Origin of the sequence: Psychrobacter sp. Ps7 (genome assembly GCF_022129225.1) — a bacterium.
GTDB lineage: Bacteria > Pseudomonadota > Gammaproteobacteria > Pseudomonadales > Moraxellaceae > Psychrobacter > Psychrobacter immobilis_A.
In genome coordinates this window covers 16087-42235 of sequence record NZ_JADQAH010000029.1, presented here as the reverse complement: position 1 = coordinate 42235, position 26149 = coordinate 16087, and the positions used below count along the sequence as shown (strand labels likewise).

Genomic DNA, 26149 nt, shown 5'->3' with positions numbered 1-26149 from the left:
CCTGATCCCTTCCCGAACTCAGAAGTGAAACATCATTGCGCCAATGGTAGTGTGGGTTCGCCCATGTGAGAGTAGGTCATCGTCAGCTCTCTATTCAAAGTAAAACCCCCTTACGCGAAAGTGTAAGGGGGTTTTCTTTGTCTAGGGGTTGGGACATTAAGTATAATTTTACACTTAATCTAACTTACTTTTATAATTCACACTCTATAAGTGTATTTTCTATTTGAATTGACGATTTTTTTGTTTAAATGCTATGCAATTTTATGAATATATTTTCTAGTCCTGCCATCAAAATGATTTGACTTATATCATTATAGCTGCTAATTTTAAACTAGATTTTTATTACAGGTATGTAAAAGATATATTTGAAACTTGTAAGTTATTACATCTGGTATAGATTGGATTATTTACCAGTGATGTATTACTCCTATTTTCACGATTATCAAAAGGAATTGATAATGAAGCTAGCTCCTCTTTTTTCAATTGGTGCCTTAGCGGCTGTTAGTCTTTTAGGCTGCTCTAACCAATCTTCTAACACGACTGATGGCTCATCAGCAACCTCTCAAGAAACGACCGTTTTACGCTTCTCTCACTTTTGGCCAGCAACCTCTTCTATCAGCACAGAGGTTTTTGAACCTTGGGCAAAGCAAATTGAAACAGATTCTAATGGTCGCTTAAAAGTAGAGTTGTATCCTTCCGCGGGTCTTGCCAAAGCAGATGTTACGTACGAATCTGCTGCTAAAGGTACGATAGATATCGGCTCACAAGCACATGGTTATACCAGTGGTCGTTTTCCTTTAACTCAAATCACTGAACTTCCTGGTTTATCAAACTCAGCGACTCAAATGGGTTGTATGCTTCAGACTCTTTATGAGGATGGCACGCTTGCTAGTGAATACGAAGATTCTCATTTGCTATTTATGTATGGTGCTGGGCCTGGCTCACTGCATACTACGGATAAGTTGATTCGGACTCCTGAAGACATGAAAGGCATGCGCATCCGCCGCCCTTCTGCGGTCGCGGGTGACATTATCGAGAGTGCTGGGGCGTCACCAGTAGGATTGCCTGCTAATGATATGTATACCTCGCTACAGCGCGGCGTCGTCGATGGGTTGAGCTTTCCATGGGAGGCCGTAACAGCGTTCAAAATTGACGAAATCACCAAATATCATACCAACATTCCTTTTTATAGTTCGGCGCTGATGGTTACTATGAATAAGGATAAATATAACAACTTACCTGATGATTTAAAGCAAGTGTTGGATAAAAACTCAGGAATGGCATTGGCGAATAAAGTTGGTGAAGTGTTTGATAAGCATGATCAAATGGCCATTCAAGCTGCTAAAGCTAAAGGCGATGAGATCGTTGAAATTCCTGATCCATTGAATGATCCTGATTGGAAAGGACCACTTGAAAAGGGTACTAAAAAATATCTAAGTGATGTCAATGCTTTGGGTTTAGATGCTGATAGTGTCTATGAGAAAGCAAAAGCTGCCAGTGCCGCTTGTAAAGTGGTATAACCCATTGGAGGTGTCACATGGCATTTTTAGTAAAAATCAGCATTTTAATCTCTAGATTATGCCAGTTTATTGGTGGTGTCAGTCTTATTATTATTGTCCTCACAACGATGCTCGATGTGACTGCTCGTTATATTTTCAAGCTGACTGGTGGTGAGTTTGGCTTTACTGTTAAAGGCAGTGTAGAGATCGTTTCTTACTTCATGCTCTTTGCTTTACTTGCTGCCTTTGGCGCTTTCGTCGAACGCTCACAAATCATCGTTGATGTCTTTACCCAAAAAATGCCGCAAGCCGTTAAAGGCTATATGATGGGCGTCTTTATGATGGGCTTTTTTATCATCGGTATCGTTTTTGCTTGGGGGCTTTATGAGAGTGCTGTTGATGCCATAGCATACGGCAAAGTCACTCAAGACCTTCGATTATCAATGATGCCCATCTATGCATTTAGTGCATTTTTAAGTCTCTTACTCGCCATTCGCTCATTAATCGAATCCATCAATATCTTTAAAACGGGCGAGTTCTTTGACGCCGAGGAGACAGGCGCATGAGTCCAGAAATTATTGGAGCCATTGGCTTAATCGTCATGATCCTGCTTGTTGTCCTGCGAGTTCCAGTGGCGCTTGCCATGTTAGGTGTTGGATTGGTTGGTTTTGGCGCAGTGACGGCACCCAGTGGTGCATTACAAATGCTTAAAGATATTCCGGTAGATGTGTTAGCCAAATATGACTTTAGTGCGATTCCCTTATTTATTTTAATGGGAGTCTTTGCTACCCATTCAGGGATGGCAGGGAAATTGTTTGAAGCTACCCGAACTATTTTTGGGGGAGTGAGGGGCAGTTTGGGTATCGCTGGCATAGGATCGTCTGGTATTTTTGCTTCTATCTCAGGCTCATCCTTAGCCACAGCATCCACTATGACCAAGGTTGCGCTGCCACAAATGGAGAAGTATGGTTATCAACCAGGTTTTGCCTGTGGTATTTTAGCAGCGGGTGGCACGTTAGGTATTATGATTCCGCCTAGCATTGCGCTACTGGTTTATGCCATCTTAACCCAGCAGTCAGTCGGTGACATGTTCATCGCTGGTTTCTTGCCTGGGATTTTGGGCATGGTGATGTATTCAATCACTGTTATGATTATGGTACGCTGGAAGCCGCATTTAGCGCGTCGCGGTGAGCCTACTTCTTGGAAAGCCAAGCTGCTGTCATTGACGGGACTCATACCATTTAGCTTTATTTTCATTGTGATTATCGCTGGTATTTTCTTTGGGTTATTTACTCCGACAGAAGGAGCAGCAGTCGGTGCGTTTGTTTCTTGGGCTTATGCTTTTGCCAAAGGTATGCGTATAAAAGGTCTAAAGCAATCTTTGATTGAAACGCTTGCATTATCAGCGGTGGTATTCTTTATGCTGCTGGGTGCAGAAGCCTTGGGTTACTTTATCTCCGTCTCACGCTTGTCTTATACGCTAGCGACTTGGATTGGTACATTAGCAGTTAGCCCAATGATTGTACTGATCTGTATCTTAATCATGTACTTCCTCTTAGGGTTGTTCATGGATGCTTTGGCGATGCTGGTCATTACTATTCCAGTGGTATATCCAATCATTGTGGCGTTAGGGTTTGATCCCGTATGGTTTGGTATCATCGCTGTATTGACAGTAGAGCTTGGACTGATTACGCCGCCGATGGGGATGAATATCTTTGTGATTAAGGCAATGGCACCGCATATTAAGCTGTCTGATATGTTTCGCGGGGTCGCACCGTTCATTGTCTCTGATCTGATTCGACTGGTTATTTTGGTCGCCTTTCCAGCAATATCTTTAGTGCTGCTAACGTAAGCGCTATTGATAAAAGGAAGCTTAGAAAATCATAGCTGCGTCGTTCATTTGTATTGTTTATTAATAGGGCCATATTGTTTTCATAACAATATGGCTTTTTTATGATAAAAGAAAAAATCGGCGTAATAATTCTATGGTTAAATTATTCCACATAAAGTCACATTATGAGACACTTTCTGAGCGGTCATTTTGATTACTTAAAAAGTAGTTTTTATACTAAATGACATTATACGTGGATAACTTTTCTTATCATTCTAAGGGCTTGTGAATGTAGTAAACTGGTTGGCATTTCCGAATAGATAACTTTATAAGTAGAGAAAATCATGGCAGTCGATTTTAGTAATACGCTCATCGTCGCGATTTCTGCAACGGCACTTTTTAATTTAACAGAATCAGAAAATTATTTGCTAGAGCTGCTAGAGCAGAGACCTGCAAGCGCCATAAAAGAGTTTCGAGACTATATGACCAAGCGTGAGAACGATGCTCTCAGTATTGGTGCTGGTTATCCATTAATTAAAGCTCTATTAAATCTGAATAATTATTGCAATGATGGCATGCAAGATTTACAGGTTGAGACACCTTTGGTGGAAGTGGTCATTGTTTCAAAGAGTAGTCCAGATACGGGCATTCAAGTCCTCAATGCAATTCTTGAACATGAGCTGACTATCTCACGCTCGGCATTTATTTCAGGCAGTCCTGTGGCTCCTTATATTAAAGACTTCAATGTCGATCTATTTTTGACGACCAATCGCGAAGATGCCCAGCAAGTGGCTGATGCCAATATCTGCGCTTGTGCGATACTCGACGCAACCCCTGTCAATACTTATGAGTTAGATACCGATCAGCTACGTATTGCTTTTGATGGTGATGCGGTGCTGTTTGATGATTCAGGTGAGCTACTGTACAAGCAAAAAGGACTGCGTGCTTTTCACGATCGCGAAATACAGATGCGTGATTTACCCATTGAAAAAGGCCCTTATGCTGAATTGTTGATTAAAATATCAAATTTACAGGAACGTCTACCTGCTGGTCTCAAGTATTCTCCAATAAAGATTGCATTGGTGACAGCTCGCAACGCACCTGCTGATCTGCGTGCGATTAAGACATTGCGAGAGTGGGGCGTCAATGTTGATATGGCGTTTTTCTTAGGAGGTTTAGAAAAAACAGCGGTACTTAGAACGTTTGCACCTCATATCTTTTTTGATGATTCTATCAAACATATCGATGCCGCTCGTCGTTTTGTGCCCACCGCTTTAGTGCCTTATCACTCGACGTCGTTATTACATAGTGACAGTTATTTGATGACTGGCAAAGAGGCTGCATTGTTAGATTTTACACCTGTAACACGCTCCACTGCTACGCTGAGTCATTAAAATATCGCTAAAAACATGGATTAAAAGAATAGGGCATTATATGAATTGGCAGCAACTGCTTAGCTTGATTATGATACGAATAAAGCAGGTTATAGGCTTATATGCTTTTGTATTAATACCGATGTGGGGCATGTTTTTTTTAAAGGAAGTGGCATTATTTGGCATGTGGAATATCTTTGGGATTGTGCCTCGTGCCTTGGATGTGGGCAGCATGATTGGAGTATTTGCGTCATGGACGATGCATGGCAATTTTTCACATTTGCTTGGTAACACTTTGACGTTGTTACAGATTTTATTTTTGTTTGGATTGTTTGAGAAGAATGCTTATCGAACAGTGATTAAGCTCATTATCGCGTCTGGATTGGTCACTTGGATCATTGGCTCGCCATTGTCAATTCATGTTGGCGCATCAGGGCTATGCTTCGCGATGCTCGGCTATATGATAGGTGGTGCTGTATTTGCGCGGCGTTGGGGTTATTTGATTGCCTGTATTGTCATGGGTACTGGCTATTGGTTGACCATCAAGCAAGGATTGATGCCGCAACAAGGTATTTCGTTTGCGGCGCACTTCGGTGGTCTATGCGCTGGATTGCTGTTAGGCGCTAATTCTAAGCATACTTATACCGCAACTTCTCAGCGCAACTGAATACATGACTATAATATAAGCTGTCTTAAATCCCTTAGTAATCAGATGTTTTAGCAGGGTTTTATTTGCATATTTATGAGGAGGTTAGCTTTTATCAGTACAGATACTAATGAACAACGGGTCATCGGTTGCCAACTCTCGCCATGCTGTTGTTTGCTTGACATGTTCATCAATCGTTAGCTTACTGTCTTTTTCGGGTATGACATAATCGGCACGCGCAGGAATACGACAGTCTATAACTTGTGGTACTTTCTGCACACTTCTGCGTCTTTCAAACAGATATAAATTAACCAAATATACATCTGGATTGTCTACCTGCACGCTAGCGTTGGCGGTATCGGCAGCGATAAAACGTAATATTTGCGGTTTGATATAAGACCATGGGCGAAACCACTCGGTGCTTTTTGCTACTTTGACGACTTGCACGCCTGCTGGTAACTTGCTCACTTGCTGACCATACCAGTTATACTCTTGGTGTATTTGAAAGGCAAACATACCAATCGCAGCAAACAAAGGAATAAGCCACTTTGGTGCGCGTTTGCCAGCCAGTTTACTGAGGTGAGTTATAATGAGTGCCAGACCAGCCATGCCAAATGCGGCAGCAATGGTAGCGATAAACTCAAAAAGCATAAAATCTTCCTTAATGCGTTAAGCACTTTTAGTTGAGCGCTTTTAACTAGGGCGTGTCCTCATTTTAAAAATGGTAATAAAAATGAGATAAATTGCCGTCAAACAAGGAAAGTAGCGCAAATAATATCGAGATATTGATAAGCTATTTGACGATGTTTGGTAAAATTTAGCCATTTTTAGCCCATTTAGAGGGTAATCGATTTAATTGAGGACACGCCCTAAGCATAGTTAATAAAGTATATTCAATAAAGCAAAAATCTAACATTTTTTATAATCAATAAGAGATAAAAAAATCACTCACAAGCAGCTACTGCCTGTGAGTGATATATAGTAACTGAAGATATATTCTCATTTATACACTTAGTGGTCGACTGCACCGCCTGCGCCACGTGGAGAGCGGACACTTTCAACCAACTCTTGAATGTGTAATGGTGGGGGAGCAGTAGCATAAGAGACAGCAAACGCTACGATAAAGTTAAGCAACGCCCCAATCGCACCAAATGATAGTGGTGAGATACCAAACAACCAATACTCTGCCGTATCAGGGAAGTTCGCTGTACCGCTAATGAAGAACCAACCTTTAAAGACAAAGATATAAACAAGGATACTAATCAGACCTGTTAGCATACCAGCGATGGCACCAACATTATTGATCCGTTTAGAGAAAATACCCATCATCAGTGCAGGGAAGAGCGATGCACCAGCGATACCGAATGCTAATGCGACTACCTGTGCGGCAAACCCTGGTGGATTTATTCCTAACCAAGTAGCAACTACAATCGCAACACCCATCGTAATACGCGCAACTCTTAATTCGCCTTTATCAGTAATGTTTGGATTAAGGTTTCGTTTAATCAAGTCATGACTGATCGCTGACGAAATAGCGAGTAGTAGGCCTGCTGCTGTTGAAAGCGCTGCTGCCAAACCACCTGCGGCGATAAGACCAATAACCCATGGTGGAAGATTCGCAATTTCTGGGTTAGCTAATACTAAGATATCGGCATTGACATCCAGCTCATTACCCTTCCAGCCTGCTGCGGTAAAGCGTCCATCAAGTTCTAGATCCTGTGCGACACGTGCAGTCTCTACAGCTGCAGTGGCAGCGGCTACATCGCCACCATCCGCTTGTGCAGCACTCAAGGCAAGCTCAGCGGCACCAAGTCCACTGTCGTTGTACATTTGGATACGACCATCATTATTAAGATCATTATATTTAATAAGGCCGGTATCTTCCCATGTCTTCATCCAGTCTGGACGTTGATCATAGTTTATAGGTGCTTCTGCCACCCCTTGTGGATAAATCGTATCAATCAGGTTTAAACGTGCCATTGCACCTACGGCAGGAGCAGTGAAGTATAGTAGCGAGATAAATACCAACGTCCAACCAGCAGTCCAACGCGCATCAGCGACTTTAGGGACGGTGAAGAATCGGATGATAACGTGTGGTAGACCTGCTGTACCAATCATGAGCGATAAGGTAAATAGCACCATGTTTAGCTTGTTAGGAACGTCAGCGGTATAAGCCGTGAAACCCAAATCAGTAACCACCTGATCTAGCTTGGTTAAGATAGGAACGCCTGCTTCCACATGGTTTGAAAACAAGCCCAAACCTGGAATTGGATTGCCTGTTAACTCAAGTGAGATGAAAACAGCAGGAATGGTATATGCAATCATTAGAACTACATACTGCGCTACCTGCGTATAAGTAATCCCTTTCATACCACCAAGTACAGCGTAGAAGAAGACAACAACCGCAGCAATCAGTAGACCAGTAGTGTTTTCAACTTCCAAGAAGCGTGAGAAAGCGACACCAGCACCCGTCATCTGACCAATAACATAAGTCGTTGAGGCGATAATCAAACAAACTACGGCAATCATTGCTGCCGTTTTTGAATAAAAACGGTCACCGATGAAGTCAGGTACCGTAAACTTACCAAATTTACGTAAATAAGGCGCTAGGAGCATTGCCAGTAGTACATAACCACCTGTCCAACCCATCAAATAAGTTGATGCGCCATAACCGCCAGCGGCAAGAATACCTGCCATCGAAATAAATGACGCAGCACTCATCCAGTCAGCAGCCGTTGCCATACCGTTGACGACAGGGTGAACACCGCCGCCTGCTACGTAGAATTCACTCGTTGTGCCAGCACGTGCCCAAATTGCAATACCGAAGTATAGAGCGAAAGATAGACCTACAAAAATAATATTAATCGTAAATTGACTCATGGGGCTATTCCTCGTCTACGCCGTATTGTTTATCTAACTTATTCATACGCCAAGCGTAGAAGAAAATTAAAACGATAAATACCCCAATGGATCCTTGCTGAGCAAACCAAAAGCCCAAGTCGGTACCACCGATTTTAATACCTGCTAAGAGAGGACGTAACAAAATCCCAAACCCGTATGAGCATAGCGCCCAAATAAATAGGCTACCTAAAATGAGACGGACATTGGCACGCCAATAACCGGATGGATCGTTGTGGTTTTCCATAGGACAACTCCTTTTGCCTAACATAAAAACAAGATTACTGATTTGAGCCTGACAAGTTATTTTGCTTTAGCATGTATCACATGATGGAAGACAGTTCGATACGTTGTCTATAAACGGATCCTAAAATCAGTTTATAGGCTGATAAAGCAGAATGACCAACCAGTAGTAAGTAACCCAATATTATCGAAAAAAAAGCAGATTTCTATCAATCAAAGCACTGCGAAAAATACTTTTCTGTGGTTCGATTTTGCTAAAATTTACATTGTAAAATATGGCTGTGGGTCGACTATAACCTAAACATCTAACAAGATTTATGGGCTATAGAATGACTGGATTTATAGTACATAGAGATGAGGATTTATGGAGGAGGGTCGTTATTGATTGACAGTCCTCTGTCTTATTATGCTCATCATCCCTGATGACATTGTATTAATATTTCAACTTATTATTCATGCCAATAAGTATTGCAAGAAATATTTATGAACTTATTGGGAATATATACAATATTGACTTAATTAACAATAAATAAATTTTATTTACTTTATGTAACTAAATGTTTGCTTTATGGAAACCATGGTCAACTTATGTTAGAGAGACCAGCTAAAAAAAAGGCCGTTGCTCAGGTGCTGTGCTAAAACCTTATTTATATTAAGGATTTAGTTTTATAGAGGTATTAGAGCATTATTAGCAATAAAAGTCATTCATTCTATAAATATAGCCAATACTTTACTCAATAAATATTATGGCAGTGACTATTTTTTTTGGAATGGTGTTTATATGAATACGTTTTAAAATCTATCTGTTGTACCTAGTCTCAAAAGTTTTCTTCAATATTTCATATAAAAAATATTTTTTTGATTTTTATCTAAATACCTTACAAAAGTTCGTAGTTATTTAATTTCTATAATAGAGGTTTGAAATAGTTAAATAATCTCTAGTCAGTTAAAATGTAGCGACAGGATGTTAGTGATTTACTTTGCCAGTATATTGATCAGATATTTACTGTTTCATGAGTAGGCAGAGGGATTAGTAAGCATTTTTAAATATCATTAATCACATCAATCCATAAAATATACTAGCAGTATAAAATGTAAGTGAGAGGATAGCAGTATGGGTGAAGGGATAGCAGGTTGGTTTAATAGCATCGTCAATTATGGTGTCAGCATTATTTGGGGCAACAATGATTGGTTGATTGCGAGTAACCCTTGGTATGGATTACTGATGTTCGTACTGATTGGTGCGGGTCTTTATTTTACCATTGCCACACGTTTTATTCAGTTTCGCCACTTTGGGCATATGTGGCAGCTATTGCGCGTGTCCAATCAAGGGCGTAAAGATGGCGGTATCAGCTCATTTGAGGCGCTGATGACCTCATTGGCAGCGCGGGTCGGTACAGGTAATTTAGCAGGGGTTGCAATCGCGATTTACCTTGGCGGTCCGGGTGCAGTGTTTTGGATGTGGATGACTGCGATCGTCGGTATGTCGACCAGCTTTATCGAATCAACATTAGCACAGGCCTATAAAGTGCCGCACAATGACAATGTTTACCGCGGTGGACCGGCTTATTATATCGAAAAAGGTCTTGGTCAGCGCTGGCTAGCGATATTTTTCTCATTATGCTTATTAGTAGCGTTCGGTTTAGCCTTTAATGGCGTGCAGTCAAATACCATCGCACAAGCGACCAACGAAGCATTTGGGGTTCCAACGTGGATGACAGGTTTGGTATTGGTTGTATTAGTGGCGCCAGTGGTATTCGGTGGTTTGCGCTCGGTTGCTCGTATCGCGGGTAAAATCGTACCCGTGATGGCGATTCTCTATATCTTATTGGCCTTGTTCATTATCGTGACGAATTTTAGTCAATTCCCAGCGGCGATTGTGTTAATTGTTAAATCAGCATTTGGTTTTGAGCAAGCAGCAGGCGGGGTGATTGGTTATGGTATTGCTCAGGCAATGATTAACGGTATCAAGCGTGGTCTGTTTTCAAATGAGGCGGGTATGGGTTCAGCGCCTAATGCGGCGGCAACGGCGAAGAGTCATCCCGATCATCCAGCGGTGCAAGGATTTATGCAAATGCTGGGTGTGTTTATGGATACCCTTGTCATTTGTACGGCAACGGCGTCAATTATTATTTTGTCCGGTGTGGTCGATCCTAGTGTTGAGCAAGAAGGTATTCAGCTGACTCAGTTGGCACTGTCGCAATATGTGGGTGATATGGGTGTTATCTTCGTTGCGATTGCTATTTTCTTCTTCTCTTTCACCTCTATCATTGCCAATTATAGCTATGGTGAGTCAAATCTTGAATTCATCTCTGGTGCCAAAAATGCCAAAGTCATGATCATGATATTCCGCTTTATGGTACTTGGCATGGTATTTGTGGGTGCTATTGCCAGTCTTCCTGCCATATGGAACTTCGCTGACTTATCAATGGGTCTAATGGCACTTGTTAACTTAGTGGCTATTTTAATCTTGTCACCAGTAGCGCTGCGCATATTGCGTGATTACGAAAGACAAATCAAAGAAGGTAAAACTGGCGATCAAATCAAGTTTAATCCTGATGACTTTGTAAAGCTGAAAAACGAAGCCAATCGTGATGCATGGACAGATTAATCTCACCTGATTAAAGATAAACTTGTTTCATGTGTCGAAGTTAAAAAAACCGCCCTTATGAATTCATAAGGGCGGTTTTTAGTATCAACGATTAATCCTAATATTGTTTATATTTACATATTAGGGTAGTTAGGGCCACCGCCACCTTCTGGCGTTACCCAAGTGATATTCTGTGAAGGATCTTTGATATCACAAGTTTTACAATGCACACAGTTTTGCGCATTGATCACAAACTTAGCTCCTTCGGCATCTTTTACCACTTCATATACCCCAGCTGGGCAGTATAAACGGGCAGGCTCAGCATATAACGGTAAGTTAATTGAAACAGGTACCGTTGGATCAGTCAGTTTCAAATGTACCGGCTGGTCTTCTGCATGATTAGTATTAGAGATAAATACCGATGACAGTTTGTCAAATACCAGTTTGCCATCAGGCTTGAGGTAGGTTGGCTGAAAAGCGTGATTGGCACGCTCTAACTGATCATAATCTGGCAGGCTGTCATGTAAGGTAAGCGGCATTTTACCCTTTAATAAGTTGTGCTCGATAAAGGTAAAAGCACCGCCCATAAACAGACCCATGCGATGTATTGCAGGCGAGAAGTTGCGTGACTCATAGTTGTCTTGGTACAACCACGACTCTTTATACATGGTGGTATAAGCAATCACTTCATCATGCTGACGATCGGCTTGTAGTGCCTCAAAGATAGCTTCGGCGGCTAGCATGCCTGACTTCATCGATGTGTGTGTGCCTTTGATTTTAGCAGGGTTCAAGAATCCAGCATCATCACCGACCAATACACCACCTGGGAAAGTAAATTTCGGTAGAGAGTTTAAGCCACCTTTGGTCAAAGCACGTGCGCCATAAGAGATACGCTTGCCGCCTTCCAATACGTTTTTGATGACGGGATGGGTTTTTAGGCGCTGCATCTCATCGAATGGCGACATATATGGGTTGTGGTAAGACAAGTCAGCGACAAGACCAAAACTTACTTGGTTGTTTTCATCGAAGTACAACCACCAGCCACCAGTAGAGCCTGTTTCGGTCAAGGGCCAGCCAAGACCGTGCATGACCACGCCTTGTTCGTGTTTCTCAGGGGCTACGTCCCACAGCTCTTTTAGACCGATACCATAATGCTGAGGATCTGAGTCTTTATCAAGATCAAAACGGCTGATTAAGCGCTTACCTAAATGACCACGGCTGCCTTCGGCAAAAATAGTGTATTTAGCAAGTAGCTCATAACCTGGCTCAAAGCTAGGCTTGGCTTCGCCATTGGCAGCCACACCCATATCGCCCGTTAAGACACCACGTACAGAACCGTCGTCGTTATATAAAATATCATCTGCAGGGAAGCCTGGGAACATCATGACTTCAAGCTCTTCAGCTTGTACCGCCAACCAGCGCACCACATTGCCCAAGGAGACAATATAGTTACCATTGTTGTGCATCGGTCCTGGAATCAACGAGTCAGGTACTTTAGTAGAGCGCGTGGCTGAGTTTAGATAATAAAAGCGATCTTCGGTCGCTGGCACATTAAGCGGCGCGCCTTTTTCTTTCCAGTCTGGTATCAGCTCGTTCAAGGCGCGTGGTTCGATGACAGCACCTGATAAGGTATGCGCACCAAACTCAGAACCTTTTTCGACCACACAAACCATAAACTCATCATTACCAGCAGCGATAGCGAGCTGACGCAGGCGGATAGCAGCAGATAGCCCAGCAGGTCCACCACCGACGATGATAACGTCAAATTCCATGGATTCACGTTCAATCTCAGGCTCTGCCGCGACAGCTTCTACTACTGGCTCTGGCGCTTTGTCGATAGCGACTGTTTCAGCTGGCGCTTCTTGGGTCACAACGGCTGACTCTGCTTTATCTAGATTTGCCGTCTCTGTCGCTACTGATGGGTCAGTATTCACAGTGTCACTATCAATGACTGGCTTTTGATTGTCTTGCTCTTGCATACCTACTCCTAAACTTTTAGTGGCTTATCTCAGGGCATCATTAGCTTAACAATTGAATAATAGACTTGCGGCGCTAACATTACTCAGACATATGGCTGCCCGATAAAAACTGTCTTTGCGACATCAATTGACCATGTTACTGTTGAGATCCATGTATTTAAGGATATCAACACATCACGTAAAATGTGTCATTAACACAACACCCACTTGACCATTTCAATAAAAAATCGTTACTCATTATAAAAGAAAAGTCCTACAAACACGATACGCATTTATGAGTATCGATGTTAAGGTAAGATTGAACTAATGAGGGTGCTAAGATGATATGTTTTCATCATACCCGAAACTAAAATTTATAGTAATAATAGATTTGCCAAACTTTGAATGCTAAGTAAAGGATTATAAGATGAATAACAATAATGAAGACATAATTCAAAATGATGAATCGGCAGCTAAACCGCCGAAAGACGTGCCATCTGAGCTAAATAATATGGATTCTCTCAGTCAGTATCTAAAGTCTACCGTAGGCAAACGTGTAGGACGTGCCATCCCACCATTGGATAAATGGCACCCAAAAGATGTGGCCGATATGGATCTGGTCATAAAGGCAAATGGCGAGTGGTGGCATGAAGGCGGGCAAATGACTAGAGAGTCATTGGTGAGCTTATTTGCGACTATTTTATGGAAAGAAGACAATAATGGCATCATTGAATATTTTTTGAAGACGCCAGTACAGAAAATCCGTATCCAAGTTGAAGATGCCCCTTTATTAATCAATGACGTCGGTATCGTCAACGAAGGCAATAACCGTTGGCTAGAATTTACCACGACGACTGGCGATATGGTGCGTTTAGATGATGAGCACACCATCACATTAAAGGCGTATAATCCTACAGGCAATGATACGATTGATCAGCAGACAGCAATGGATATGCAGGTACGTCCTTATATGCCCGTTAGAAATGGTTTGGACGCACTTATTGGGCGTAATACTTTTTATCACTTGACCGAAATTGGCGAATTGACAGAGCAAAATGGTGAGACGATACTGACATTACAAAGTGGCGGAAAATCCTATGAGCTGTCGATGCCAGCCAGTTAACGTAAGGACTTAAAGCTATGTATCCGTCAAATGATTTACTGCTTAGATATAGTCAATCCTATATAAATCAGATACGGAGTCAGACTCGCTTAGTCTACTATTTGTAGTACTTTTGCTTGCCTTCCTTGTATCCAAATTATATTGAACCGACTATAGCGATAAATTACCAGATAATTACTGTAGTATGCTAAACAGCAAACAGCAAACAGCAAACAGCAAACAGCAAACAGCATAAAGATGACAATATGTATATAAAAATGGCAGTAGAGTAGTGATGGATATTGCTGCAAGTAATAGCTTAAATAGGGTGAAAATGCGCTCAGATAGCTTTGATGTTAAACATGTTGAGCATGTCGAGAGTGCAACTAATGCTAACGCTGACATCCATAAAACGAATAGCGGCACAGTTATAAATAATAAGAAACGCAATGCGCCAATCGGATTGTTTGATTCTGGTGTCGGTGGGCTTTCTGTTTATCTACATTTGGCACAGCATCTGCCTGCCGAGCGTTATGTCTATTATGCAGACACCTTAAATGTGCCTTATGGTAATCGTGATAGCGTCGATATTGAAGCGTTGACTTTGACAGCCGTTGATTGGTTGTATGAGCAGGGCTGCAAGCTCATTGTTATTGCTTGTAATAGCGCCTCAGCTTATGCTTTGGAAACAGCCAGACGGCGTTATCCGCAGCTGCCTATCGTCGGATTAGTCCCGGCGCTAAAGCCCGCCATATCGGCGAGCAAAACTGGTCGCGTGGTCGTTTTAGCGACTAAAGCTACCTTGAATGGCACATTGCTTAATGAGGTCATCGATCACTTTGCTAAACCCAACAATACGGTAGTGACCAAATATTTTGATCCGCAATTGGTACCTTGGGTAGAGGCGGGAATGCCAGAGCAGGATGATACTGCTTTAAGATTACGCCAGCAGCTCACATTATTTGCTCATGATGGCGTTGATCAATTGGTACTAGGCTGTACGCACTATCCATTTTTCAAAACGTTTTTGTTAGATGAGATCGCTCAGCAGCAATTGGCGATGCAGGTCGTTGATTCTGGACAAGCCATTGCTGAGCGAGTTAAGCAGCTATTGGCTGCAAACCAGTTGTCTGCATTGGTTGACAATACCCCAGATGATCATTGTTTAGAAACAACTGACAAAACAAAAGTTGTCATTCGACCGCCATTGATTTTTTATGCGACTAAGTTCGATGATAAACTGGGTACTTTAATAGCGCGTTTGCTTGGCAAAGACGCCATCTTGCAATACTGTTCTGAATAGGCGCAGCTAAAGGTGTTTATATCAAACCCATAACCATAATATTGATATATTAAAAATAAATTGAGCTTATTTTTATAAGATTATGCTAGGCTGTGCAACACAAGATATTTGTGCTCTATTTTATATCATATTATTCTATGTCATGACCTAAGCTTAGAGGTGATTGTGCCAAACCGTCGCTATCATATTCACATCATATGCGCTGACAATGATCAATTGTTGGTCTTGGACAGCTTGGCGATATTTTTTCAGTCGCGGGCTTTCTTGACCTATGATGTGTCGAGCCAATTGCCAAAAGCATCGCTATATGGTCGACAATGTATCGACTCCTGCGATTATGCACTGATGCTCATTGGAGACAGTTATGGCACCGTGCAAAGGAATGGCGTTAGCCAAATGCATTTGAGCTATTTGAATGCCAAAGCCAAGCTCAAACCGTTAATCATCTTAATCAAAAATCATCATCCAGATGCGAGTATCAGTCGTCAACTGCAAGAATTTATTAAGTCGGTAACTCGGCAGGACAATACGATATATTATTATGATACAGAAACGGATATTGAGCCATTACTTGTACAAGCTTACTATAATGCAGTGACCAATCATCAGGTCGTTGGTGGATGGCTGAGAGCTAATGAGGAGATGATTAAATTTAGCAAGCAAACCGTGGCGGAACGGTTTGCAGATCTATTGTCTACTGACAAAACGCTAAAGGAAAATAGCCCCCCTGCTGATGAGTTCGTCTCTGATGATGTGAGTAAGCCAATTGTATTGTTAGAAGCTTTTGATATTCAATATAGTGCTCAAGCTTATGCAGGTGGCAATCTAACCGATGTTACCAGACCCTTGACCTTAACATGGCAAGAGATATTGATCGCCTTGATGAAAATACCAGCGACCTTTTCGAGCTATGGCTTGCAAAATGCTGTGAATCGCTTGATAGCGTCAAAAGCTGAGCAAGACATCAAAAAAGAGATGCCGAATGTCCATGCCGTCTCGCGCTGCCAAATTTCTCAAGATGATTTGAACCAGCTACAACGTCAGCTAGTGAGTGCAAACTGGATACAGCTCACAACCTATGGCACTCGCGTCTCGCAAGAACTTTGGAAGTTGACCTTCCATGCAAAAAATCTATTGAACGAAGTCCATCATAACTCCCAATGATTCGTATTTTGCACTAATAATATTCCTGCCTTCCTTATTTAAAAGTAGTCATAGCCTATCTGCTGTAAAGAGCACACGTGTGGCTGTGACTACGTTTTGTAATACAAAGCATACGCGTCAACGGTTGTGAATCCATTTAACACTGGTAATATTGAGACTAATCAGAGATTGATAATAAATACATTATTTATATTAAAATTACTGACGTATATATCGTATACATATAAGTCGAATGTATATAAATCGCATAATAATACTGACTAAGGAGAGCACCTGATGAGTAACGCTAAAAACGATGCATTAAAAAAAGAGCTTGATGGCTTAGAAGAATCTATGCATGCTGCCGAGCAGTTTCATACATTAGAAGAGCAAGTAGCGGACATGAAACGTCGCGGTATCAACCCTAGCCAAGCTTACAAAGACTTGGACAGAAAAGAAGAAGACGCTGATTGGGGCGATGCTACTTGGAAAGAAAACGGCAAGTGGGAACCAAAAACACCTGCTGATCTAGATGAAAAAGCACGTGAGAACTGGGATGGTGACAATGGTAAACCGAACCCACCACCGATCGTTTAAGTTAAAAATTGACTAAAAAATAAAGAATGAACCCCATGAAAAAGCCACGTTATTATTAACGTGGCTTTTTTTTATGTGCTTTAACCTAAGATACATCCGCGGAATACTAAGAACCTTCGTCAACACGAACGAGCTTCACCACACCGTCGCTACCGATGACACGGCGATAGCGTGTGTTACCAGAGGTCGGTGATTGTACAGAAGGCTGCGTCGAGTAAGTATTAGGAGTACTCGTTTGCTGCTGAATCAACTGTCCCATGCGATCAGCAGAGGCAGGGTTTAAAGGCTGGCTATTCGACGGCTGCCCGTATTGATTGCCGTATTGCGTGCTTTTCGGGGCTGTGTTTCCAGCATCTCTAATGATTGCGCGGTAGAATTTCTGTCCTGCGCGTCCATCCGCTGGCAAGATACCACGACTAGATTGGTATTGCTGAATCGCGATACGGGTATTGTCGCCAATAATGCCATCAACACCACCAATATCGTAACCCGCGTTCAATAACGCCTGCTGGATATCTTTAGCTTGCTGGCGACTGATACCAGGGTCATCGGTAGGCCATGCCGTGACAAAGTCAGTTTTGCTGCTGTCCTCTTTGGTGATTAAGTCTGATAAATGGGCGATTGCTAATGCATAATTTTCTGACGCATTATAAGAATAAAACGTATCGAAGTTTTTACCGACCAAGAATGCAGGACCATCTTTGCCAGCGGGTAATAATAACCCGGCGCTACTCAAGTCGTTTGGCAATGGACTGCCATTGGCGAGCGTGATACCTTGATTGCGCCAGTGGCTGATAGACTTCTTGTTTTTACGGTCAGACGCAGCCCAAAATCCACTGGGTAGCTTGACTTCGTAACCCCAAGGCTCGCCCGTGCGATAGCCACGCTTATCTAAGAAGTTGGCGGTAGAGGCTAGCGCGTCAGGCACACTATTGACCAAATCACGGCGACCATCGCCATCAAAATCGACTGCCAACTCTAAAAAGGTACTTGGCATAAATTGCGTTTGCCCAAAAGCGCCCGCCCATGAGCCTGTCATATCACTTGGCGCGATATCACCGTTTTGGACGATTTTTAGTGCATTGGCGTATTCACCTTGGAAATAGCTCTGACGGCGATCAAAACAAGACAGCGTCGCTAAAGACTCAAACAAAGGTTTTTTGCCCAATGTCTGCCCAAAGTTTGACTCAACGCCCCATACACCTAGTACGTGCTCGGCTTTGACGCCATAGCGTGATTCAATTTGACGGAGCGTATCCGCCCATTGGCGCTTGGCACGGATGCCATCTTCTACACGCTCTTTATCGACCAGTGAAGATAAATAATCCCAAACGTCTTTTTGAAACTCTGGCTGATAATTCAATGATTGAATCACGCTAGGATCAGGCTGGCTAGGGCGATAGTTATTAAAAGTAGAGCTATCAACCCCTCGAAATTTGCTAGAGTTTTTTAAACCGTCTAAGCATTGTTGAAACTCGGCATTAGATAAGTTTGGCGCTGGTGGTTTGGCTGCTTGAGCAGTGCTAGCAAAACTCAGCCCAACAGCAAGGCTGAGTAACGATAAAGTAGAAACTGGGGTCAAACGCATGAAAATATCCTATAAACGTTGAAATAGTTATTAAAAGAGAAAGCAAAGCGGATTGGTGCAGTATGGACTTAGAGTAACCAATCTCATGGGTAAAGAAAAGGTATCGAAGTAAGCTGTTACTATAAATTGACGGTGGCGTGAGGTTGGGACAGGGTTTAGGATAGATAGGCTAAAATGGATAAAGTGCTAAAAAAATCCAATTAATCACTTTTACTTCTCTAGAAACCTAATCACTCTCCCAAAACCCTATCCAACTCTTCAATTAACTTACGAATCCGCGCCGCATTTTTGCCCAAATCGCTCCCACCAACCCGTGACTTACTGCGAATATCTACTAGACGTTCATTATCGTTATCCGTGATACGCACGACAACATCATCTTTAAAACCGAACCAAGCAGTCGTATCTGTCGCTTCAATGACGCCTTTGTCAGCATCGATATTGACAAGCTCCCAACCTAAATTATCGATGGCTTGTTTGGTTGCCTCAACCAACTCAGATTTTGACTGGCTATAGCGTAATGTTTGTAATTCAGGGTAGGCGGCGCGCTGCTGCGTTGCAGTCTCTACACCTGCATACTCAACTGGGTTTGGTGCATCAGCGCGCAGTGGGGCAATAGCCACAAATTCAGGTGGATTCACTAGGTCGGTTGAAATATCGTGAATGGGCGGTACATTTTTAGCGCTATTCATCATGCTTAGTGGAATAGCAATGGCAATGATAGCAAGCACTGCCGATGTTAATACGCTACCAAGGCTAGCCGTGTCTCGTTTAAATAAAAGCTGTATGACTAATAGTACCAATGCTGCGATACCAGCAAATACACCAAACTTAAACCCTGAAAACGCAGTCGCTAAATCGATTAAGCCAAATTTGTACAGCGGACCTGCGAGCGTGACTAGCAAAATAGAGATTAAACTTATCAGCCCAACGAATATTTTCATTCAATTTCTCCATCATAATTTAGTACTGATTAATCACTACGCAAATGGGCTTATTAACGACTCATTTCATTTTTTAACCACTTGTTTCAATAGCCAAACATGCTCCGAGACTGTTAGCTCAGGTGCCGATCCTATAGAAGTAGGTTCACTTTCCAATTCGCTGATATGATAGTTATTGCCATAATATTGCTGTATTTGCTCGCTACTGATCGAGAACGGCGGTCCCGATTTTTTGCTTTGGTCATAAGTGAGAGTGATGATAAATTGTGGTGCATTAGCACTGAGCTGGTACATTTGCGCACTATATTGCACACGCATATCAGCCGGTAGCGCAATCAATGCGGCTTTATCATACACCGCCTTTACAGATCCGATATCCTCAGTCGTTAGTGCAAAAATATCAGCAACCCATAAGATAATGGTTTGTCCTGACAACTGACCTTGATAGTATTTAATGGCTGGATTGTCTGCATGCTGGTGCACAGTAGGGGAGATATTCTGCTCAGTAAAGAATGCTTGTACCGCTGTTTCCACCAATTCAACGCCTACGACGTCGTAGCCTTGCGCTGCCAGCCAAGCCATATCAATCGATTTACCACATAAAGGGACAAAGATACGGCTACCAGCTTTCACGTTTAATTGTTTAAAGTAGCTCATTAATAATGGATTCACCGCAGACTGATTAAAGCCAATGCGTTTCTCTTGCCAGCGGCTGTGCCAAAATTCAGCGTTCATACCTTAGCCTTTATTCGTTGAGGGTTATATTTGAGTTGTTTCTATCATAACTGTTTGAGTGAGAATGCTAAAGATGTTAAAAAGCCAAACGCTCATACAATAAGCGTTTGGCTGTAATGAAATGCTTAGATAATCTTTTTTCAAATGAATAAATATCTTTATTCTGTCGTTTAGCTCACCATATATTGACTAAACTCTTTACGCAATTTGGCAAGCTTTGGCGGTATGGCAAAGTTGCAATACCCTTGTCCTGGATTCTTATTAAAGAAATCCTGATGGGTCTCTTCTGCTTGATAAAACTCAACAGCTGGATGTACTTCGGTGACCACATTGACGCCCATATCGCGCAGTTTGTTGATAGTGCGGTCAATTGTTGGTTTCTGATTTTCTTCGGTATAAAAAACCACGCTGCGGTACTGGCTACCGACGTCATTGCCTTGACGATCCATTGTGGTGGGATCATGGGTGGCAAAGAAAACATCAAGTATCACTTCTAGCGGGACGATAGAGTCATCGAACTCAACTTTAATGACTTCAACGTGCCCTGTATTGCCACTACAGACCGCTTCGTAATTGGCAGAAACAGCGTCACCTCCCATGTAGCCTGAGACAACAGATTGCACACCTTTTACGGATAAAAATACCGATTCGGTGCACCAAAAACAGCCACCACCTAATACGATCGTTTGCATAATTTTTCCTATTTTTATAAATATAAAATATGAGCCAAGTGTTTTTTACCTAGCAATACGTATTTAGCTTAGCAGGGCATCTGACCGCGATAAGTAACAAACAGTAATGTTATAATGGGCTTTTGCTACGTCGTGCCGCTTTCAGCTAATAATGACAAGCAAGACCATCAATTATTTCCTAATTTAAGTTCTATTATCACAAAATGAGTCGCACCATGAGTCAATCTAAGCCTGCTATTGTTAAACACGACACCCTATTTGACAAACCGTTTACCACGCCACTCGATAAAGCGGCACGCTTCTCTTTTGATGAGCAAGTGGTGGCTTGTTTCCCTGATATGATTCGTCGCAGTGTGCCGGGTTATGGTCAGGTGCTAGCGATGTTACCCATATTTGCCCGACGCCATTGTAAGTATCGTCAACAGAGCGATAGTGGTCAGCGCGTCAGTCGAGTGTATGATTTGGGCTGTTCACTTGGTGCAGCAAGCATGACGTTGGCAGGCGAGTTTGAGCCGCAAGATTTGCAGATTAAGGCGATTGATATCTCACCAGCGATGACGACCGAAGCGACCACGCTACTGAGTGACAATTATCCTGCGCATGACATCGAAGTGATTACCGCTGATATTCGCGATATGGAACTTGAACCCTGCGATATGGTGATTTTGAATTTAACGCTACAGTTTTTGCCCGCTGCCGATAGAATCGCAGTATTAGAGAAAATTTATGCAGCGTTAAGTGAAGGCGGGATACTGGTATTAACTGAAAAAACCCATGCTTTTGATGAGCAATATGATGCATGGTTGGTCGAGCGTTATTATGATTTTAAACGTGCCAATGGTTATAGCGAGATGGAAATCAGCGGCAAACGTAATGCGTTAGAAAACGTATTAATTACTGATACGTTAGACGAGCATCATGCACGTTTGAATGACGTTGGCTTTCAGCGGCATCTCACATGGTTTCAGTTTTTGAACTTTGTGTCTATTGTGGCGTTTAAATAGTGGGGTTTGAATACATAATGGGAGTTGATCCTTCCATCTGCTATTACCTGCGTTTCACACATTAGTTGAAATAGGCATTCATTTTCTCAGTATGCTAGATGCGCTTTACAGCATCGCATATTTTTGCTGAGCTAGATTGAAATTAAGAAGGAACGATAAAATGGATATGGACATTACGGCAAAAACATTCGATGGACAAGGTGGGCGTGACGAATTTCAACGTAAAAATATCGCTGAAAAAGCTATTAAGCTCCTAAAATCTAATATAGATATTTCACCAATGGTTATTGATGGCAGCTGGGGCACAGGTAAAACCGAGTTTTGCCATAAACTTATAAATCTAATGAAGCAAGATGATACACACAATATAATTTATATTGACGCTTTCAAAGCTGATCATGTTGATGAGCCTTTGATGACTGTATTAGCAGAAATTATTAAAATCTTACCTGAAGGGCCACGTAGAAAAGCTTTTATAAACAGAGTATTGCCAGCTGTACGGTACACCCTAAAAACAGTTGCTAAAGCTGGTGTTTCTCATCTTCTGAGACAAGATTTTGCTGACGTTGCAAATGATTTTGATGAAGTAATTCAAAAAACAGCTGATGATTCAATAGATAAAGCAGCAGAGTTGATACTCAAAGATCATGTGGAGGCAGAAAAGAGTTTAAAAACATTACAAACCGCTCTAACTGCCATTGCATCCCAAGACCCTATTATTATATTTATAGATGAACTTGATCGCTGTAGACCAAACTTCGCAGTCGATATGCTTGAGATAATCAAGCATACTTTTGATGTTGAAGGTGTTAGCTTCGTACTTGTTACTAATACTCAGCAGTTGAGAGCTTCTATAAACCATTGCTATGGTCAGGCAGTTGATGCACAACGCTACTTGGATAAATTTATAAAATTTAGGTTTGAGTTGTCACCGCATTCTCAACGACACATGACAAATCCCGTTTTAGCTGCTAATGCTTACTTTTACCAGCTGATAGGAGAAAAAGGTTTCTTATCTAGTAGCCTGCTATCAAATACCCTTTTGAAAAAATTTATTGCAAAATTCATTGGTCATCAAGGTCTTTCTCTCAGAGAGATAGAGACATTAGTTCTACATATAGAAGTTGTACAAGTACTATCCAATTCGAATCGTTTTATTCCTGACGAATATATTGGTTATTCGTTGTTGAGATTAGTTGGTGTTATGCTAGTTTGCTTTAGACCTGATATTTTAAGAGAGATTAGAAAAGGCGTTGTTGATGCTGATTTGCTCGGTGATTTCTTGGGTGTAAAAAAATTACCTTACCTTGAAGAGGGCGGTCGTGAAATACCTGAAGTATGCGAATTTATCATGGCTTCTCTGACTACCGACTTCAATGAAAATAAGGTTAACTATGCTATATCAGAAGATCAGCAAAAAAAATGGAATTCATACATGAGATATGTCAGCTATATGGAAGAAGTTCCATATAGAGATAGAGCTGTAGCTCAAATTTTAGAAACGGCAAATATAATGGCATTTGAATAATATATAAGTTTAAACCTTAAGATTAGGTAACAACAAAACGTAAACTGAGTTATTAAAGATAGATAACCTATGCCACGCATATTTCACCACCTCTGAAGAATTCATATATTGAGGTGCATTTTCTTTTATTTTAACCTTTTCTTAATTTTATTCATTTAAATATAAATCAACTCGAACTGAAATCTTATGCTTAACGACACTATTACTCACGCTGAACGCGAATTATATTTAACTTTGTTGGAGTTAGCACAGCAGCAGCCGAGTGCTTATGAATGGCTTACGCGCTTGCCAACATGGTTAAATGATATCAAAGACAAAGCCAACTACGCGCATGCACCTGCTTATCAAGCATCGGTAGCACGCTTGCCGAATTTGACGGTCAATCATGTCGATCTGAACAGTGATGTCCTGACGATTGAGGCAAATCTTAGTGAGTCTCAGCGCAAACAAACAATGGCATTATTAAAACAGCTGATGCCGTGGCGCAAAGGGCCTTTTCAAATTGGTGGTCAGCTCGAAAATCAAATTGATAGTGGTCAGAATGAAGACCAACAAGCCGCGCCAATATTGATTGATACCGAATGGCACAGTGATTGGAAGTGGCAGCGAGTCGCACCGCATTTGGGTAATTTAAAAGGTCGTCGCGTATTAGATGTGGGCGGTGGCTCTGGCTATCACGGCTGGCGTATGGCTGGCGCTGGCGCGGATACAGTCATTATCATTGATCCGTCTTGCTTATTTTATCATCAGTTTATGGCGATTCGTCATTTTGTCGGGGCTGCTGATAGCTATAAAACGCATTATATCCCCGTACCACTTGAAGCCTTGCCCGAGCACAGTCAGCTGTTTGATACCGTATTTAGCATGGGGGTGCTCTATCATCGCCAATCGCCGTTTGAGCATTTACAACATCTTAAAGGGCAGTTGGTCAAAGGCGGTGAGTTGGTGCTTGAAACCTTGGTTATCGAAGGTGATGCCAATACCGTACTGGTGCCACACGACCGCTATGCCCAGATGAATAACGTGTATTTTTTACCATCAGTCGCGGCATTGACAGGCTGGCTAGAAAAAGCAGGATTCTCAGAGGTACGTTGTGTCGATGTGGCAACGACTTCTATCGATGAGCAGCGTAAAACGGAATGGATGACTTATCATTCGCTGGCCGACTTCTTAGATCCTAATGATGCTAGCAAAACGCTTGAAGGCTATCCTGCGCCGATGCGTGCGACTTTGATTGCCAAAAAGTAGCGCGTGCGTACTGTATCACTCATAAGGAATATGGACAGTGAAAAAATTAACGATTTTGCTCAGCGCTATGAAGGGCTTGCTGCCATTGACGTCCATATCAGCTCATGCTGCCTATGGTACGCCATTTGAAGGGTGGGGCTTTGTGCAGGACGATTGGCAAGTGGTTTGTGATAATACATTGACTTGTCGCGCAGCAGGTTATGCAGATGAGAGTATGTTCGATACGCCAGCTTCTATTTTATTAACCGTCATACCCAAAAAAGCCTTGCCGATTGCCCAAATCCAGTTTTTATCAGAAACCTCAGACAAAACCTACCATAGTGCTGAACTGTGGTTAAATGGCAAAAACCAAGGCATGCTACAACCAGATGCTGATGGTTCAGCGTACGATTTAACCGCCAAGCAAACGCAACACTTTATTAACCATGCGCGTCAAAATACTAAGATAGAGATAAAAGCAGGTGGTAAAAATTGGTCTGTTAGTGACAAAGGCATGAGTGCCGTGCTGCTAAAACTTGATGAGGTACAAGGCAGAGTGGGCACGCCAATAGCATTGGTAAGTAAAAATCACGCTAGTAAGCAAATACCCAAATCTGCTAAAGCGAAACCTGTGATTAAAAAAGCATATGCCTATGCTGACAATAAGCAACTGGATTCGTCAAAGTGGGCCTATTTTCAAGCGAATATAAATAAGTGGATCGATATTGATGCCAAGGAGCTTATAGGCTCTGAAGATGATATGGGAGACTGTGAGCTGATTAATCCAAAGACCGACGCGTACCAACGAATGCAAGAGTATGGTTCTGATAGACTGAATTGGACGTTTACACCCGTAGATGCCCTCCATACGCTTGCTAGCCATCTGTGCTGGCAAGGCGCCTATAATGAGAGTTCGGGTTATTGGCTTATTAATCATGACAAACCAAGCAAGCCAAAACTGATCACTACGGCAGGCAATGACTATTCTGATGGCGAGATTTGGGCAACACATAAAGATCGAGGGGTTGGTGATTGCTGGAATCATGCGATATGGGTTTGGAATGGTCAAACATTTGCCAAATCAGAAGATTCCAGCTCAGGAATGTGTCGCGGTTTTGCTGGTGGTGCGTGGGATTTACCAACTTACGTGAGTGAAGTCGTAAAAAATGATAGCAAGGCTCAGTGAGTGATATTTTGATAGGAATGATTGACACACTATAAAGTGAAGCCGTTATGAGCCATGCATTT

At 42.1% G+C, this 26149-nt stretch carries 22 protein-coding genes and 1 rRNA gene; 15 read left to right on the top strand and 8 right to left on the bottom strand.

The window, feature by feature from the left end; translation table 11 throughout:
- From rrf to I3257_RS10190, 6 genes are all read left to right on the top strand, one after another.
- Nucleotides 1-88, top strand: a 5S ribosomal RNA gene (gene rrf / locus I3257_RS10215); the annotation flags it as partial.
- 370 nt (nt 89-458) lie between these two features.
- A complete protein-coding gene (locus tag I3257_RS10210; RefSeq protein ID WP_045448046.1) occupies nt 459-1520 on the top strand; it encodes a TRAP transporter substrate-binding protein in 1062 nt (353 codons plus the stop codon).
- 17 nt (nt 1521-1537) lie between these two features.
- Nucleotides 1538-2065, top strand: coding sequence for a TRAP transporter small permease subunit (locus I3257_RS10205; RefSeq protein WP_201560843.1), 528 nt, complete (start codon nt 1538-1540; stop codon nt 2063-2065).
- On the top strand, nt 2062-3351 hold the full coding sequence (locus tag I3257_RS10200; protein ID WP_045448043.1) for a TRAP transporter large permease: 1290 nt from the start codon (nt 2062-2064) through the stop codon (nt 3349-3351). Before I3257_RS10205 ends, I3257_RS10200 begins: the two co-directional genes overlap by 4 nt.
- A gap of 323 nt (nt 3352-3674) precedes the next feature.
- The gene (locus I3257_RS10195) at nt 3675-4724 is read left to right on the top strand and encodes a 5'-nucleotidase (protein ID WP_238049675.1); all 1050 of its coding nucleotides are present in this window, start codon (nt 3675-3677) and stop codon (nt 4722-4724) included.
- Nucleotides 4725-4764: 40 nt separating this feature from the next.
- Nucleotides 4765-5370, top strand: coding sequence for a rhomboid family intramembrane serine protease (locus tag I3257_RS10190; protein WP_238049674.1), 606 nt, complete (start codon nt 4765-4767; stop codon nt 5368-5370).
- Between the two features lie 84 nt (nt 5371-5454).
- On the opposite strand, the gene I3257_RS10185 is transcribed toward I3257_RS10190, so the two are convergent.
- The 3 genes from I3257_RS10185 to I3257_RS10175 form a co-directional block, all read right to left on the bottom strand.
- Nucleotides 5455-6000 carry a hypothetical protein gene (locus tag I3257_RS10185; protein WP_060491928.1) on the bottom strand — a complete coding sequence of 182 codons (546 nt, stop codon included), beginning with the start codon at nt 5998-6000 and terminating at the stop codon, nt 5455-5457.
- A gap of 360 nt (nt 6001-6360) precedes the next feature.
- Nucleotides 6361-8229, bottom strand: coding sequence for a sodium:solute symporter family protein (locus I3257_RS10180; RefSeq protein ID WP_201540773.1), 1869 nt, complete (start codon nt 8227-8229; stop codon nt 6361-6363).
- 4 nt (nt 8230-8233) lie between these two features.
- Entirely contained in the window at nt 8234-8494 is a 261-nt protein-coding gene (locus I3257_RS10175; RefSeq protein WP_045448034.1) for a DUF4212 domain-containing protein, read from the bottom strand.
- A 1110-nt stretch (nt 8495-9604) separates the two neighbouring features.
- On the opposite strand from I3257_RS10175, the gene I3257_RS10170 reads away from it, so the two are divergent.
- On the top strand, nt 9605-11101 hold the full coding sequence (locus I3257_RS10170) for an alanine/glycine:cation symporter family protein (RefSeq protein WP_060491926.1): 1497 nt from the start codon (nt 9605-9607) through the stop codon (nt 11099-11101).
- A 113-nt stretch (nt 11102-11214) separates the two neighbouring features.
- On the opposite strand, the gene I3257_RS10165 is transcribed toward I3257_RS10170, so the two are convergent.
- Nucleotides 11215-12852: an electron transfer flavoprotein-ubiquinone oxidoreductase gene (locus I3257_RS10165; protein ID WP_201540786.1), complete on the bottom strand. Its 1638-nt coding sequence runs from the start codon at nt 12850-12852 to the stop codon at nt 11215-11217.
- Between the two features lie 613 nt (nt 12853-13465).
- Between I3257_RS10165 and I3257_RS10160 the strand changes: the two genes are divergently transcribed.
- The 4 genes from I3257_RS10160 to I3257_RS10145 all read left to right on the top strand — a co-directional run bounded on the left by I3257_RS10160 (nt 13466) and on the right by I3257_RS10145 (nt 17183).
- Complete coding sequence (locus tag I3257_RS10160) at nt 13466-14161, top strand: DUF1285 domain-containing protein (RefSeq protein ID WP_238049673.1); 696 nt, start codon at nt 13466-13468, stop codon at nt 14159-14161.
- Nucleotides 14162-14435: 274 nt separating this feature from the next.
- The gene (gene murI / locus I3257_RS10155) at nt 14436-15443 is read left to right on the top strand and encodes a glutamate racemase (protein WP_238049672.1); all 1008 of its coding nucleotides are present in this window, start codon (nt 14436-14438) and stop codon (nt 15441-15443) included.
- Between the two features lie 165 nt (nt 15444-15608).
- The gene (locus I3257_RS10150; RefSeq protein ID WP_238049671.1) at nt 15609-16607 is read left to right on the top strand and encodes a DUF4062 domain-containing protein; all 999 of its coding nucleotides are present in this window, start codon (nt 15609-15611) and stop codon (nt 16605-16607) included.
- Nucleotides 16608-16883: 276 nt separating this feature from the next.
- Nucleotides 16884-17183: a hypothetical protein gene (locus I3257_RS10145; RefSeq protein ID WP_238049670.1), complete on the top strand. Its 300-nt coding sequence runs from the start codon at nt 16884-16886 to the stop codon at nt 17181-17183.
- Nucleotides 17184-17289: 106 nt separating this feature from the next.
- On the opposite strand, the gene I3257_RS10140 is transcribed toward I3257_RS10145, so the two are convergent.
- The 4 genes from I3257_RS10140 to msrA all read right to left on the bottom strand — a co-directional run bounded on the left by I3257_RS10140 (nt 17290) and on the right by msrA (nt 21142).
- The gene (locus tag I3257_RS10140; RefSeq protein ID WP_238049669.1) at nt 17290-18771 is read right to left on the bottom strand and encodes a lytic murein transglycosylase; all 1482 of its coding nucleotides are present in this window, start codon (nt 18769-18771) and stop codon (nt 17290-17292) included.
- Between the two features lie 230 nt (nt 18772-19001).
- The gene (locus tag I3257_RS10135) at nt 19002-19715 is read right to left on the bottom strand and encodes a DUF1499 domain-containing protein (protein ID WP_238049668.1); all 714 of its coding nucleotides are present in this window, start codon (nt 19713-19715) and stop codon (nt 19002-19004) included.
- Nucleotides 19716-19781: 66 nt separating this feature from the next.
- Nucleotides 19782-20450 carry a thiopurine S-methyltransferase gene (tmpT, locus tag I3257_RS10130; protein WP_193216935.1) on the bottom strand — a complete coding sequence of 223 codons (669 nt, stop codon included), beginning with the start codon at nt 20448-20450 and terminating at the stop codon, nt 19782-19784.
- A gap of 170 nt (nt 20451-20620) precedes the next feature.
- Nucleotides 20621-21142 carry a peptide-methionine (S)-S-oxide reductase MsrA gene (msrA, locus tag I3257_RS10125; protein ID WP_193216936.1) on the bottom strand — a complete coding sequence of 174 codons (522 nt, stop codon included), beginning with the start codon at nt 21140-21142 and terminating at the stop codon, nt 20621-20623.
- Between the two features lie 203 nt (nt 21143-21345).
- Here msrA and cmoA point away from each other — a divergent pair, with 203 nt between their 5' ends.
- The 4 genes from cmoA to I3257_RS10105 all read left to right on the top strand — a co-directional run bounded on the left by cmoA (nt 21346) and on the right by I3257_RS10105 (nt 26087).
- Entirely contained in the window at nt 21346-22146 is an 801-nt protein-coding gene (cmoA, locus tag I3257_RS10120) for a carboxy-S-adenosyl-L-methionine synthase CmoA (protein WP_193216937.1), read from the top strand.
- Nucleotides 22147-22306: 160 nt separating this feature from the next.
- Nucleotides 22307-23674 (top strand): KAP family NTPase, encoded by a 1368-nt coding sequence (locus I3257_RS10115; protein ID WP_238049667.1) that lies wholly within the window; start codon nt 22307-22309, stop codon nt 23672-23674.
- A 186-nt stretch (nt 23675-23860) separates the two neighbouring features.
- Entirely contained in the window at nt 23861-24922 is a 1062-nt protein-coding gene (cmoB, locus tag I3257_RS10110; protein ID WP_201560833.1) for a tRNA 5-methoxyuridine(34)/uridine 5-oxyacetic acid(34) synthase CmoB, read from the top strand.
- Nucleotides 24923-24959: 37 nt separating this feature from the next.
- Entirely contained in the window at nt 24960-26087 is a 1128-nt protein-coding gene (locus I3257_RS10105) for a DUF1176 domain-containing protein (RefSeq protein ID WP_238049666.1), read from the top strand.
- The last annotated feature ends 62 nt before the right edge of the window (nt 26088-26149 follow it).

Bases quoted from the DNA above. Each gene is read 5' to 3' on its own strand.
- I3257_RS10115 (WP_238049667.1), top strand. From the start codon at position 22,307: ATGGATATGGACATTACGGCAAAAACATTCGATGGACAAGGTGGGCGT.
- I3257_RS10160 (WP_238049673.1), top strand. From the start codon at position 13,466: ATGAATAACAATAATGAAGACATAATTCAAAATGATGAATCGGCAGCT.
- I3257_RS10210 (WP_045448046.1), top strand. From the start codon at position 459: ATGAAGCTAGCTCCTCTTTTTTCAATTGGTGCCTTAGCGGCTGTTAGT.
- I3257_RS10140 (WP_238049669.1), bottom strand. From the start codon at position 18,771: ATGCGTTTGACCCCAGTTTCTACTTTATCGTTACTCAGCCTTGCTGTT.
- I3257_RS10135 (WP_238049668.1), bottom strand. From the start codon at position 19,715: ATGAAAATATTCGTTGGGCTGATAAGTTTAATCTCTATTTTGCTAGTC.
- tmpT (WP_193216935.1), bottom strand. From the start codon at position 20,450: ATGAACGCTGAATTTTGGCACAGCCGCTGGCAAGAGAAACGCATTGGC.
- I3257_RS10190 (WP_238049674.1), top strand. From the start codon at position 4,765: ATGAATTGGCAGCAACTGCTTAGCTTGATTATGATACGAATAAAGCAG.
- cmoB (WP_201560833.1), top strand. From the start codon at position 23,861: ATGCTTAACGACACTATTACTCACGCTGAACGCGAATTATATTTAACT.
- I3257_RS10175 (WP_045448034.1), bottom strand. From the start codon at position 8,494: ATGGAAAACCACAACGATCCATCCGGTTATTGGCGTGCCAATGTCCGT.
- I3257_RS10205 (WP_201560843.1), top strand. From the start codon at position 1,538: ATGGCATTTTTAGTAAAAATCAGCATTTTAATCTCTAGATTATGCCAG.
- I3257_RS10200 (WP_045448043.1), top strand. From the start codon at position 2,062: ATGAGTCCAGAAATTATTGGAGCCATTGGCTTAATCGTCATGATCCTG.
- msrA (WP_193216936.1), bottom strand. From the start codon at position 21,142: ATGCAAACGATCGTATTAGGTGGTGGCTGTTTTTGGTGCACCGAATCG.
- I3257_RS10170 (WP_060491926.1), top strand. From the start codon at position 9,605: ATGGGTGAAGGGATAGCAGGTTGGTTTAATAGCATCGTCAATTATGGT.
- cmoA (WP_193216937.1), top strand. From the start codon at position 21,346: ATGAGTCGCACCATGAGTCAATCTAAGCCTGCTATTGTTAAACACGAC.
- I3257_RS10180 (WP_201540773.1), bottom strand. From the start codon at position 8,229: ATGAGTCAATTTACGATTAATATTATTTTTGTAGGTCTATCTTTCGCT.
- I3257_RS10195 (WP_238049675.1), top strand. From the start codon at position 3,675: ATGGCAGTCGATTTTAGTAATACGCTCATCGTCGCGATTTCTGCAACG.
- I3257_RS10185 (WP_060491928.1), bottom strand. From the start codon at position 6,000: ATGCTTTTTGAGTTTATCGCTACCATTGCTGCCGCATTTGGCATGGCT.
- I3257_RS10145 (WP_238049670.1), top strand. From the start codon at position 16,884: ATGAGTAACGCTAAAAACGATGCATTAAAAAAAGAGCTTGATGGCTTA.
- I3257_RS10165 (WP_201540786.1), bottom strand. From the start codon at position 12,852: ATGGAATTTGACGTTATCATCGTCGGTGGTGGACCTGCTGGGCTATCT.
- murI (WP_238049672.1), top strand. From the start codon at position 14,436: ATGGATATTGCTGCAAGTAATAGCTTAAATAGGGTGAAAATGCGCTCA.